The 12,724-nt window shown below is 65.7% G+C and carries 8 protein-coding genes and 2 tRNA genes; 9 read left to right on the forward strand and 1 reads right to left on the reverse strand.

The annotated features are described in order from the left end of the window. Positions 1–43: 43 nt before the first annotated feature. A complete protein-coding gene (locus HTY61_RS05190; protein WP_175275795.1) occupies positions 44–862 on the reverse strand; it encodes a TrmH family RNA methyltransferase in 819 nt (272 codons plus the stop codon). Between the two features lie 170 nt (positions 863–1,032). Between HTY61_RS05190 and HTY61_RS05195 the strand changes: the two genes are divergently transcribed. From HTY61_RS05195 to HTY61_RS05235, 9 genes are all read left to right on the forward strand, one after another. After that, positions 1,033–1,117 (forward strand) — tRNA-Tyr (locus tag HTY61_RS05195). 23 nt (positions 1,118–1,140) lie between these two features. After that, positions 1,141–1,214: transfer RNA gene (locus tag HTY61_RS05200), tRNA-Gly, on the forward strand. Positions 1,215–1,660: 446 nt separating this feature from the next. After that, on the forward strand, positions 1,661–4,246 hold the full coding sequence (locus HTY61_RS05205; protein ID WP_175275796.1) for an autotransporter outer membrane beta-barrel domain-containing protein: 2,586 nt from the start codon (positions 1,661–1,663) through the stop codon (positions 4,244–4,246). 202 nt (positions 4,247–4,448) lie between these two features. Next, positions 4,449–6,512, forward strand: coding sequence for an autotransporter family protein (locus tag HTY61_RS05210; protein WP_175275797.1), 2,064 nt, complete (start codon positions 4,449–4,451; stop codon positions 6,510–6,512). Between the two features lie 202 nt (positions 6,513–6,714). Further along, positions 6,715–8,928, forward strand: coding sequence for an autotransporter outer membrane beta-barrel domain-containing protein (locus HTY61_RS05215; protein WP_175275798.1), 2,214 nt, complete (start codon positions 6,715–6,717; stop codon positions 8,926–8,928). 199 nt (positions 8,929–9,127) lie between these two features. Continuing rightward, complete coding sequence (locus tag HTY61_RS05220; protein ID WP_175275799.1) at positions 9,128–9,649, forward strand: CoA-binding protein; 522 nt, start codon at positions 9,128–9,130, stop codon at positions 9,647–9,649. A gap of 110 nt (positions 9,650–9,759) precedes the next feature. Next, positions 9,760–11,043 carry an O-acetylhomoserine aminocarboxypropyltransferase gene (locus tag HTY61_RS05225; RefSeq protein WP_175275800.1) on the forward strand — a complete coding sequence of 428 codons (1,284 nt, stop codon included), beginning with the start codon at positions 9,760–9,762 and terminating at the stop codon, positions 11,041–11,043. Between the two features lie 159 nt (positions 11,044–11,202). Beyond that, the gene (locus HTY61_RS05230) at positions 11,203–11,487 is read left to right on the forward strand and encodes a hypothetical protein (protein ID WP_175275801.1); all 285 of its coding nucleotides are present in this window, start codon (positions 11,203–11,205) and stop codon (positions 11,485–11,487) included. Positions 11,488–11,570: 83 nt separating this feature from the next. Further along, a complete protein-coding gene (locus HTY61_RS05235; protein ID WP_175275802.1) occupies positions 11,571–12,671 on the forward strand; it encodes an NAD(P)/FAD-dependent oxidoreductase in 1,101 nt (366 codons plus the stop codon). The last annotated feature ends 53 nt before the right edge of the window (positions 12,672–12,724 follow it).

Here is a 12,724-nt window from a genome sequence, read left to right on the forward strand (position 1 = left end):
CCTTATGCTCGCGCACGCAAAATCCCGATAGCCTGAGATCCACCTAGCCGCCCGCGCCGCCGGCAAGGTGCGATCTCGCGATATAAAGCGACAGCGCCGCCGCATTGGACACGTTGAGGGAGCGGATCGCTCCCGGCATGTCGAGGCGGGCGAGGTAATCGACGGTCTCCCGCGTCTTCTGCCGCAGCCCCTTGCCCTCGGCGCCGAGGACGAGCGCGATCCTCGTGCCCCTCGCGGTGCGCTCGAGGATCTCGGGTCCCTCGGAATCGAGGCCGACCGTCAGGTAGCCGGCCTTCTTCAGCGTTTCCAGCGATTCGGCGAGATTGCGCACCTCGATATGGTCGATGTGTTCCAGCGCGCCCGAAGCCGCCTTGGCAAGCACGCCCGACTCGACCGGGCTGTGGCGCGCGGTCGTGACCAGCGCGCCGGCGCCGAAGGCAACGGCCGAGCGCATGATGGCACCGACATTGTGGGGGTCTGTCACCTGGTCGAGGACCAGGACGAGGCCGGTGTCGCCCAGCGCGGCAAGCGGCTTCGGCTTCAGCGGCCAGGTCTCGAGCGCGGCGCCCTGATGGACGGCACCTTCGCCGGCGAGCCGGTCGATCGCCTTCGGCTCGACGGTCTCGACGGGGCAGCGTTCCAGCGTCTCCGCGTCCAGATCGAGGCGGGCCAGCGCATTGCGCGTCACGAGCAGGCGCTCGGGGCGCCGCCGCGGGTTGCGCATGGCCTCGCGCACCGTGTGCAGGCCGTAGAGCACGACACGGCCGTCCCCGGGGGACGGGGGCTTCGTGTCGCGGTGGGCGCGGCGCAGGCGCGCATAGTGGCTGTCCTTGCCGGTCCGGGTGGTTTTTTTCTCGCTCATGGGGTGGCCATAGCCCATTTGAATCGCCAATGCGATCACCATATTGACGGAAAGGCGCCTCCCGGGGCGTCGCGGCGGGGAAAATGCAACACAACGTGTTGACAGGAAAAAACGGTCCCGCCATAAGGCGCATCGCGGCCGCAAGGTCGCAGTGCTCCGGCCCGGAACATGGAGGGGTGCGTGAGTGGTTAAAACGGACGGACTGTAAATCCGTTGCCTATGGCTACGTTGGTTCGAATCCAACCCCCTCCACCACCGGCCGGCAGACGATCCCGCGAGCGGGTATAGCTCAATGGTAGAGCAGCAGCCTTCCAAGCTGAATATGCGGGTTCGATTCCCGCTACCCGCTCCAATGCCTTCCCAAGGAAACAACGGAAATTCGATGGGCTGACCTGGCTTCGGTCGATCGGCACAGGTCGGCTTCCGGTGCGGCAATCGGGTGCGGCCGGCCAGGGCGTGCGCAGCGGCAGGCCCGCGAGCCGCCCGAGATCCGGACCGTGATCGCGCCGGATGTACGCCCTGGCGTGTCGGTCATCGGGAAAATGCTGGGCCGGAGAGGGCCTTCCTTCCCGCCACCTGTCTTCGCACTCTCCGTCAACACGGAATCCCGCCTTTTCGGGCGACACCAGGTCCTGCCACCCGTTTCGCGAGTGATTTTCCATGCCGGAAGGCTGCCCGCGGCACCAAGCCGGTTGTGCTGCAAATGCGGTTCCATCAGGGGTTGCATTGGTCTATGCGGTTGAGGCATTCTTACTGCGGGCATCAGGCGTTCGATCAAACTGTATCCGGATGGGGCGAATGAACCTTGATTTGAAGTTGTGGCCTGCATCGGCCCTTTGCGCGCTGATGCTTCCGGGGGCGGCGATGGCCGCCGATTTCACCATTGTCGACGGGCAGACGGAGACGATGACGCAAACGCTGTCCGACCCGGGCGACGTCGGCACCGTCGAGGCCGGCGGCACGATATCGACGGCGGGAGATAACCACCACGCTGTCCGCATGAATGAGAACGGTCAGTCGCTTGCCAACCACGGAAGGCTCGAAACGTCGGGCGGTCGGTCGTCCGGCATCTTATCCGGGGGCGATGATGCGGTGATCTCCAATTCCGGCGTGATCGAAACCTCGGGCGGAGAAGGGCACGGAATCACTTCCGGGGGCGATGGTGCGGAGATCGGCAATTCCGGCACGATCGAAACGTCGGGCATATTTGGCTATGGTATCCGGTCTTCCGGTGCCGATGCGGAGATCGAAAATTCCGGCGCGATCGAAACGTCGAGATTATACTCGGACGGCATTTGGTCTCATGGTGCAAATGCGGTTATCGGCAATTTCGGTACGATCAGGACTTCGGGCCTTTCGGCGGAAGGCATCTGGTCTGATGGCGCCAATGCGGCGATCGACAATTCCGGCGTGATCGAAACGTCGGGTGATATCGCGGAGGGCATCGATTCGTCGGGCGCCAACGCAACGGTGTCCAATTCCGGCACGATCTCGACGTCGGGTTATAACGCAGACGGCATTTGGTCTCATGGTGCAAATGCGGTGGTTCTCAATTCCGGCACGATCGCAACCTCGGGCGACTGGGCGATGGGCATCTACCATTTCGGCGCAGATTCGGTGGTTCTCAATTCCGGCACGATCGAAACGTCGGGCATATCTGGCTATGGTATCCGGTCTTCCGGTGCCGATGCGGAGATCGAAAATTCCGGCGCGATCGAAACGTCGGGATTATACTCGGACGGCATTTGGTCTCATGGTGCAAATGCGGTTATCGGCAATTTCGGTACGATCAGGACTTCGGGCCTTTCGGCGGAAGGCATCTGGTCTGATGGCGCCAATGCGGCGATCGACAATTCCGGCGTGATCGAAACGTCGGGTGATAGCGCGGAGGGCATCGATTCGTCGGGCGCCAACGCAACGGTGTCCAATTCCGGCACGATCTCGACGTCGGGTGATAACGCAGACGGCATTTGGTCTCATGGTGCAAATGCGGTGGTTCTCAATTCCGGCGCGGTCGAAACGTCGGGCGATCTGGCGTATGGCATCTTGTCCGAGGCGGCAGATGCGACGATCGGCAATACCGGCACGATCGTCGTGACAGGCGCTGGTGCAGCCGGTGTTCTCAGCACCGCCGACGGTGCCACGGTCACCAACAGCGGCACGATTGCCAGCGAGCAGGACAACGCCCTTGAACTGCAGGGCAGCAATGCGACGGTGAACCTGCTCGCCGGTTCGGTGATCCGGGGCGGGATCGAGTTCGGTCAACCGGGCACCGCGACGCTCAACATCGGCCCCGGCCTGAACACCGCACTCACGGTGACGGGCATGCCCGCGACCGTCGATGCGGGCGGGCGGCCCCTCGTGGTGAGCGGCGGTGTGGTGGCGGTCGTCGACCCGGTCGGCTTCGCGGCCGCCCCGTCCATGATCGCCGGGGCGACCGGTGCCCTCGCCAATTCGCTCGACCGGCGCATGCGCGGCCCCGTCTCCTCCTCGGCCCCGTCCTTCGTGACGTCCTACTTCCCCGTCGCCGGTGGCGGCGAAGGGGCGTCCGCCGCGGGCTGGTGGGGCGATGTCTTCGGCGGCGTGAGTAGCCGGTCCGCCAGCGGCAACGAGGCCGGCTACGGCCAGCTGCATGGCGGTGCGGTCGTCGGCTTCGACCGGGAGGTGTCGGCCTCGACCAGGGCGGGCCTGTTCGCGGGCGGCCTGGCGGGGCGCTTCGCCGAGGACAACGACGCGACGGTGGTGGACATGGCCGGCATCTTCGGCGGCGCCTATGCCCGCCACGATGCGGGGGCGTTCTTCGCCGACCTGTCGGTGACCGGCGGCGTGACCTTCAACGACAGCGACCGGCAGGTGCTGAACAACCTGGCGCCCGGCGGCATCGAGACGGCCACGGCCAGCTACTCGGGCGTCTTTGCCAGCCCGTCGCTGACGGTCGGCAGGAATTACGAGGTTGCGGGGGCGACGTTCACGCCGAGCCTGCGCGCGCGCTATGCCGGCATCTACCTGGACGGCTATACGGAGACGGGTTCGGCCGCGGCGCTGACGGTGGACAGCCGCGTTCACCACGTCTTCGACCTGCGCGCGCAGGTGGAGACCGCGCTGGTCGACCGTGACGACGCGGGCGACATGCAGCGCGTGTCGCTCCGGGCGGGTGTGGACGGCATCTTCCACCGGGGAGACGATGTCGATGCCGACCTTCTCGGCACCGGCATATCCTTCGCGTCCGGCACGGATGAGGATGTCGCGCGCGGCTTTGTCGGCGTGGATGCGGCGCATGTGATGCCGGGCGGGCGGACGTTCAATGCCGGTTTCGAGGTCGGGGCGGGTACCGACAGCGTCGTGACGCTGGACCTGCGCGCCGGGCTGCGAGGCCGCTTCTGACGATACTCGCTGCGCGTGGATGACAACGAATAGAAAGCGGGCCTTCCGGCCCGCTTTTTCGTTGTCGGCGCTGTCTTGCGGGCCCCTCCTGTTGCGGTTGCATCTCGCGGGGGTTCAATTGTGGGTTGAGATATATTATAAGGACGCGTCATTTTGACTGCGGGCATCAGGCGTTCGATCAAACAGCATCCGGATGGAGCGAATGAAGCTTGATTTGAAGTTGTGGCCTGCATCGGCCCTTTGCGCGCTGATGCTGCCGGGGGCGGCGATGGCCGCCGATTTCACCATTGTCGACGGGCAGACGGAGACGATGACGCAAACGCTGTCCGACCCGGGCGACGTCGGCACCGTCGAGGCCGGCGGCACGATATCGACGGCGGGAAATTCCGAGGACGCTGTCTGGATGCAGGATGACGGCCAGTCAGTGTCCAACGATGGCAGGATCGGAACGTCGGGCTATGATAGCTATGGCATTTGGTCTGAAGGCGCCGATGCACTGATCTCCAATTCCGGCACGATCGAAACGTCGGGCGAAGAAGGCTATGGCATCTACTCTGAAGGTGCCGCTGCGGAGATCTTCAATTCTGGCACGATCGAAACGTCGGGCGAAGAAGGCTATGGCATCTACTCTGAAGGTGCCGCTGCGGAGATCTTCAATTCTGGCACGATCGAAACGTCGGGTGATGAGGCGGTTGGTATCGCGTCTTTCGGCGCCGATGCGGTGATATCCAATTCCGGCACGATCGAAACGTCGGGCAGGTGGAGTGATGGCATCCGGTCTAGAGGCGACGCTTCGGTAATCTCCAATTCCGGCATGATCGAAACGTCGGGCGAAGAGACTTGGGGCATCTGGTCTTGGGGTGACGATGCCGTGATCTCCAATTCCGGCATGATCGAAACGTCGGGCGAAGATGGCCATGGCATCTACTCTGATGGTGACGCTGGGGTGATTTCCAATGCCGGCACGATCATCGTGACCGGCAACGGCGCGAATGGCGTTATGTCTTGGGGCGACGGTGTCACGGTCACCAACAGCGGCACGATTGCCAGCGAGCAGGACAACGCCCTTGAACTGCGGGGCAGCAATGCGACGGTGAACCTGCTCGCCGGTTCGGTGATCCGGGGCGGGATCGAGTTCGCCGACCCGGGCACCGCGACGCTCAACATCGGCCCCGGCCTGAACACCGCACTCACGGTGACGGGCATGCCCGCGACCGTCGATGCGGGCGGGCGGCCCCTCGTGGTGAGCGGCGGTGTGGTGGCGGTCGTCGACCCGGTCGGCTTCGGTGCCGCCCCGTCCATGATCGCCGGGGCGACCGGTGCCCTCGCCAATTCGCTCGACCGGCGCATGCGCGGCCCCGTCTCCTCCTCGGCCCCGTCCTTCGTGACGTCCTACTTCCCCGTCGCGGGTGGCGGCGACGAAGGGACGTCCGCGGCCGGCTGGTGGGGCGATGTCTTCGGCGGCATGAGCAGCCGGTCCGCCAGCGGCAACGAGGCCGGCTACGGCCAGCTGCATGGCGGCGTCGTTGTCGGCTTCGACCGGGAGGTGTCGGCCTCGACCAGGGCGGGCCTGTTCGCGGGCGGCCTGGCGGGCCGCTTCGCCGAGGACAACGACGCGACGGTGGTGGGCATGACCGGCATCTTCGGCGGCGCCTATGCCCGCCACGATGCGGGCACGTTCTTCGCCGACCTGTCGCTGACCGGCGGCGTGACCTTCAACGACAGCGACCGGCAGGTGCTGAACAACCTGGCGCCCGGCGGCATCGAGACGGCCACGGCCAGCTACTCGGGCGTCTTTGCCAGCCCGTCGCTGACGGTCGGCGGGAACTACGAGGTTGCGGGCACGACGTTCACGCCGAGCCTGCGGGCGCGCTATACCGGGATCTATCTCGACGGCTATACGGAGACGGGTTCGGCCGCGGCGCTGACGGTGGACAGCCGCGTTCACCACGTCTTCGACCTGCGCGCGCAGGTGGAGACCGCGCTGGTCGACCGTGATGACGCGGGCGACATGCAGCGCGTGTCGCTCCGTGCGGGGGTGGACGGCATCTTCCACCGGGGAGACGATGTCGATGCCGACCTTCTCGGCACCGGCATATCCTTCGCGTCCGGCACGGATGAGGATGTCGCGCGCGGCTTTGTCGGCGTGGATGCGGCGCATGCGATGCCGGGCGGGCGGACGTTCAATGCCGGTTTCGAGGTCGGGGCGGGTACCGACAGCGTCGTGACGCTGGACCTGCGCGCCGGGCTGCGAGGCCGCTTCTGACGATACTCGCTGCGCGTGGATGACAAGGAATAGAAAGCGGGCCGTTTGGCCCGCTTTTTCGTTGTCGGCGCTGTCTTGCGGGCCCCTCCTGCTGCGGTTGCATCTCGCGGGGGTTCAATTGTGGGTTGAGATATATTATAAGGACGCGTCATTTTGACTGCGGGCATCAGGCGTTCGATCAAACAGCATCCGGATGGAGCGAATGAAGCTTGATTTGAAGTTGTGGCCTGCATCGGCCCTTTGCGCGCTGATGCTGCCGGGGGCGGCGATGGCCGCCGATTTCACCATTGTCGACGGGCAGACGGAGACGATGACGCAAACGCTGTCCGACCCGGGCGACGTCGGCACCGTCGAGGCCGGCGGCACGATATCGACGGCGGGAGATAACCACCACGCTGTCCGCATGAATGAGAACGGTCAGTCGCTTGCCAACCACGGAAGGCTCGAAACGTCGGGCGAATGGGCGATGGGCATCTTATCTGGGGGCAATGATGCGGTGATCTCCAATTCCGGCGTGATCGAAACCTCGGGCGGAAATGCGTCCGGAATCACTTCCGGGGGCGATGGTGCGGAGATCGGCAATTCCGGCACGATCGCAACCTCGGGCGACTGGGCGATGGGCATCTACCATTTCGGCGCAGATTCGGTGGTTCTCAATTCCGGCACGATCGAAACGTCCGGTAATTCGGCGTACGGTATTGCGTCCGAGGGGGTAGATGCGGAGATCGAAAATTCCGGCGCGATCGAAACGTCGGGATTATACTCGGACGGCATTTGGTCTCATGGTGCAAATGCGGTTATCGGCAATTTCGGTACGATCAGGACTTCGGGCCTTTCGGCGGAAGGCATCTGGTCTGATGGCGCCAATGCGGCGATCGACAATTCCGGCGTGATCGAAACGTCGGGTGATAGCGCGGAGGGCATCGATTCGTCGGGCGCCAACGCAACGGTGTCCAATTCCGGCACGATCTCGACGTCGGGTGATAACGCAGACGGCATTTGGTCTCATGGTGCAAATGCGGTGGTTCTCAATTCCGGCGCGGTCGAAACGTCGGGCGATCTGGCGTATGGCATCTTGTCCGAGGCGGCAGATGCGACGATCGGCAATACCGGCACGATCGTCGTGACAGGCGCTGGTGCAGCCGGTGTTCTCAGCACCGCCGACGGCGCCACGGTCACCAACAGCGGTACGATTGCCAGCGAGCAGGACAACGCCCTTGAATTGCAGGGCAGCAATGCGACGCTGAACCTGCTCGCCGGTTCGGTGATCCGGGGCGGGGTCGAGTTCGCCGACCCGGGCACCGCGACGCTCAACATCGGCCCCGGCCTGAACACCGCACTTACGGTGACGGGCATGCCCGCGACCGTCGATGCGGGCGGGCAGCCCCTCGTGGTGAGCGGCGGTGTCGTGGCGGTCGTCGACCCGGTCGGCTTCGCGGCCGCCCCGTCCATGATCGCCGGGGCGACCGGTGCCCTCGCCAATTCGCTCGACCGGCGCATGCGCGGCCCCGTCTCCTCCTCGGCCCCGTCCTTCGTGACGTCCTACTTCCCCGTCGCGGGTGGCGGCGACGAAGGGACGTCCGCGGCCGGCTGGTGGGGCGATGTCTTCGGCGGCATGAGCAGCCGGTCCGCCAGCGGCAACGAGGCCGGCTACGGCCAGCTGCATGGCGGCGTCGTTGTCGGCTTCGACCGGGAGGTGTCGGCCTCGACCAGGGCGGGCCTGTTCGCGGGCGGCCTGGCGGGCCGCTTCGCCGAGGACAACGACGCGACGGTGGTGGGCATGACCGGCATCTTCGGCGGCGCCTATGCCCGCCACGATGCGGGGGCGTTCTTCGCCGACCTGTCGCTGACCGGCGGCGTGACCTTCAACGACAGCGACCGGCAGGTGCTGAACAACCTGGCGCCCGGCGGCATCGAGACGGCCACGGCCAGCTATGCGGGCGTCTTTGCCAGCCCGTCGCTGACAGTCGGCGGGAGCCACGAGGTTGCGGGCACGACGTTCACGCCGAGCCTGCGGGCGCGCTATACCGGCATCTACCTGGACGGCTACGCGGAGACGGGTTCCGCCGCGGCGCTGACGGTGGACAGCCGCGTTCACCACGTCTTCGACCTGCGCGCGCAGGTGGAGACCGCGCTGGTCGACCGTGACGACGCGGGCGACATGCAGCGCGTGTCGCTCCGGGCGGGTGTGGACGGCATCTTCCACCGGGGAGACGATGTCGATGCCGACCTTCTCGGCACCGGCATATCCTTCGCGTCCGGCACGGATGAGGATGTCGCGCGCGGCTTTGTCGGCGTGGATGCGGCGCATGTGATGCCGGGCGGGCGGACGTTCAATGCCGGTTTCGAGGTCGGGGCGGGTACCGACAGCGTCGTGACGCTGGACCTGCGCGCCGGGCTGCGAGGGCGGTTCTGAGCATTGCCGCGGCGAAGCGGCAGCGGGAAGACATTTGCCGGCTCCGCTTGCCATTCTGCCGGTGGACCGCGTTACCGGGCATTCCGGCGAGGGAGGTTCCGGAGCCGGAAAAAGGCGGAAACGGGGCCATGCAGGAGCCGGCGTGACCGCGACGCTAAGCGCAGGCGACAAAATGCCCGACCGGTGGTATCGGTCGGGCATGAACCACGACTCCTATTCCGACGATTACATCCGCTCCATCCTGACCTCGGTGAAGACCGTCGCCGTGGTCGGCGCCTCGGCCAACGAGGTGAGGCCGAGCTTCTTCGTGATGAAATACATGCTCGACAAGGGCTTCGACGTGTACCCGGTAAATCCCGGCCATGCCGGCAAGGAAATTCTCGGCCGGCCGGTCGTTGCGTCGCTCGCGGACCTGCCGGAGCCGGTGGACATGGTGGACATCTTCCGCGCTTCCGCTGCCGTTCCCGGCATCACAGACGAGATCCTGGCGATGGACACGCTGCCGAAGGTCGTCTGGATGCAGCTTTCCGTGCGCGACGACGCGAGCGCAGCGCGGTTGGAGGAAAGGGGCATCCGGGTTGTCATGGACCGATGCCCGAAGATCGAATACGGCCGGCTGTCCGGCGAGATCGGATGGACCGGGGTGAACTCGGGCAAGATCAGTGCCCGGCGCCCCGAACTGCGCTCCGGTTTCCAGAGCTTCGGCATTCGCCGCCAATGATCGCGGGCAAATCCGTTCCCGCGAGAGGCGATATATAGGAAAATTCCTCTTTGACAGGGCAGGCGTTCCCCGTCACAACCTCGCTCGACTTTTCAGGAGGAAAGAGGACCATGTCCCAGCGTACACCCGGTTTCGACACACTGGCCATCCATTCCGGCGCGCAGCCGGACCCGGCGACGGGCGCGCGGATCACGCCGATCTACCAGACCGCGTCCTATGTCTTCAACGATGCGGATCACGCCGCCTCGCTGTTCGGCCTGCAGGCCTTCGGCAACATCTACACCCGCATCATGAACCCGACCCAGGCCGTGCTGGAGGAGCGCCTTGCAGCGCTGGAGGGCGGTACTGCCGCGCTCGCCGTCGCCTCCGGCCATGCCGCGCAGCTGATCGTGATGCACACGCTGATGACCTCGGGCGACAATTTCGTCGCCGCGCGGCGCCTCTATGGCGGGTCGATCAACCAGTTCGGCCATTCCTTCAAGAATTTCGGCTGGGAGGTTCGCTGGGCCGATGCCGCCGACCCGGAGAGCTTCGCCAGCCAGATCGACGAGAAGACCAAGGCGATCTTCATCGAGAGCTTCGCCAACCCGGCCGGCTTCGTGACCGACATCGAGGCGGTGGCGAAAGTCGCCCATGACGCCGGCATCCCGCTGATCGTAGACAACACCATGGCCTCGCCCTACCTGGTGCGTCCGATCGAACACGGCGCCGACATCGTGGTGCACTCGCTGACCAAGTTCCTCGGCGGCCACGGCAACTCGATGGGCGGCGTGATCGTCGATGGCGGCACGTTCGACTGGTCGGCTTCCGACAAGTACCCGATGCTTTCGAAGCCGCGCGCCGAGTACAACGGCATCGTGCTGCACGAGACCTTCGGCAACTTCGCCTTCGCCATCGCCTGCCGCGTGCTCGGCCTGCGCGATCTCGGCCCGGCGATCGCGCCGATGAACGCATTCCTGATCCTGACCGGCATCGAGACGCTCGGCCTGCGCATGCAGCGCCACTGCGACAATGCCAAGGCCGTGGCGAAACACCTGAAGGACCACCCGAAGGTCGCCTGGGTGGAATATTCGGGACTCAAGGGCCACCCGAACCACGAGTTGCAGAAGCGTTACAGCCCGAAGGGCGCCGGCGCGGTATTCACCTTCGGCGTAAAAGGCGGCTACGAGGCGGGCGTGAAGTTCGTCGAGGGGCTGGAGATGATCTCGCATCTCGCCAATATCGGTGACACGCGCACGCTGGTCATCCATCCCGCCTCGACGACGCACCGCCAGCTCTCCGACGAGCAGCGCGAGGCGGCGGGCGCGGGCAACGACGTGGTGCGCCTGTCCATCGGCATCGAGAACGTGGACGACATCATCGCCGACATCGACCAAGCGCTGGCCAAGGCCTGAGGCCGCTTCGGCAGGAGTTCGCGCGGCGCGGGCCCGGCGACCCGCGCCGTCTCACTTTTCGGGGACAGGCAGCGGGCTTTCGGACGGATTGATCTGCCACAATGGGCATGCCGGCGGAAGCTGCTAGGCTTTCGCCGGTTGTTCATTCCGGAGGTTCGCATGCCACGTTTCGCTTCGATCGCCGCGGCAGCGGCACTGATCCTCGCTTCGCCCGCCTTCGCCCAGTCATCCGATCCGGCCTGGCTGGACAGGCTGGCGGATCAGCTTGCCGACCAGGAGGGCTGCACGGTGGACTACTACGTCAATATCCGCGAGGGCGAGCTTGCCGGGCGCAAGACCTTCGAGGCCCGCGCCCAGTGCCGCGACGGCCGGCAGTTCGATGCTGCGCTGACCGAGCCGGAGACCGTGTTCACGATCCGGGAATGCGGCGTGCAGGTCTGCTGACACTGCCGGTGCCTCGTCCGGGCCTCTTGCATCAAGGCGCCGGAACGGTTCAATTCCGCCGCAGCAGATAGCAGGGGCTTGCCATGAGAATATCCGTCGTAGGCGCCGGCATCGCCGGCCTGTCCGTGGCCTGGGCGCTGTCGAAGCGGGGACACCAGGTCATGCTGTTCGAGCAGGGGCCGGTTCCCAACCCGATGGGCGCATCGGGCGACCATCACCGCATCATCCGGCGCGCCTATGGCGCCGGTTCCGGCTACGGCGCGGCGATCTCGGAGGCCTACGAGGCCTGGAACGAGCTGTGGGCCGATCTCGGGCGAAGCCATCTCGACCCGCGCGGCTTCATGGCCGTGAGCCGCGAGCCGGGCGACGAGGCCGAGGACTACCTGAACGGGTTGCGGGAGGGCGGATGGCCATGCGAGGTGCTCGATCCCGGCGCGGCCGCGGAACGCTGGCCGTTTCTCGATCCGGACACGATCCGCTACGCCTTCCACTCGCCGGAGGGCGGGGCGCTGCTCAGCCGCCGCATCGCCTTCGACATGGCCGCGTGGATGCAGGCGAACGGCGTGATGCTGCGCCAGAACATGAAGGTTGCCGAGGTCGATCCGGCGCACGCCACGGTGACCACGGAGGACGGGCGCAGGATCGAGGCGGATTACGTCGTCGTGACCGCCGGTGCATGGGTGACGAAGCTGTTCCCCGACCTCGCCACCGACCTGACGGCGTATCGCACGGCGGTCGTCTATCTCGACCCGCCGGCCCATCTCAAGGACGCCTGGGCCGGGGCGCCGGTGATCCTCGATGTCGGCGGGGAGACGGACGGCTACATTCTGCCACCTTCGGGCGATGGCGGGCTGAAGTTCGGCTCCGGGCTGCACAAGCGACCGAACGCCGATGCCGATGCCAATCGTGAACCGGAGGAGGGCGAGGGCGAGATCGTGCGCGATCTCTTCGCACCGCCGATGCGCGACATCGGACAATACCGGGTCCTGGACGTCGTCACCTGCGCCTATACATTCACCCCCGACGAGCGGTTCTTCGTGCGGGAGCAGGACAATTGCCTCGTCGTCTCGGCCTGCTCGGGCCACGGCTACAAGTTCGGCGCGGCCGTCGGACGCCGGGTCGCCGATTTCGTTGCCGTGCGCGACTTTGCCGCGTTGCGGGCATGGATGCGCGCCGAGGGCTGATTGTTCACAGTTTTGCCGTATTAAGGTTTACACGACGGCGTGACTTGCGAAGT

The sequence above is a fragment of the Oricola thermophila genome (assembly GCF_013358405.1).
Lineage (GTDB): Bacteria > Pseudomonadota > Alphaproteobacteria > Rhizobiales > Rhizobiaceae > Oricola > Oricola thermophila.

Bases quoted from the DNA above. Each gene is read 5' to 3' on its own strand.
- HTY61_RS05220 (WP_175275799.1), top strand. From the start codon at position 9,128: ATGAACCACGACTCCTATTCCGACGATTACATCCGCTCCATCCTGACC.
- HTY61_RS05225 (WP_175275800.1), top strand. From the start codon at position 9,760: ATGTCCCAGCGTACACCCGGTTTCGACACACTGGCCATCCATTCCGGC.
- HTY61_RS05215 (WP_175275798.1), top strand. From the start codon at position 6,715: ATGAAGCTTGATTTGAAGTTGTGGCCTGCATCGGCCCTTTGCGCGCTG.
- HTY61_RS05205 (WP_175275796.1), top strand. From the start codon at position 1,661: ATGAACCTTGATTTGAAGTTGTGGCCTGCATCGGCCCTTTGCGCGCTG.
- HTY61_RS05235 (WP_175275802.1), top strand. From the start codon at position 11,571: ATGAGAATATCCGTCGTAGGCGCCGGCATCGCCGGCCTGTCCGTGGCC.
- HTY61_RS05230 (WP_175275801.1), top strand. From the start codon at position 11,203: ATGCCACGTTTCGCTTCGATCGCCGCGGCAGCGGCACTGATCCTCGCT.
- HTY61_RS05190 (WP_175275795.1), bottom strand. From the start codon at position 862: ATGAGCGAGAAAAAAACCACCCGGACCGGCAAGGACAGCCACTATGCG.
- HTY61_RS05210 (WP_175275797.1), top strand. From the start codon at position 4,449: ATGAAGCTTGATTTGAAGTTGTGGCCTGCATCGGCCCTTTGCGCGCTG.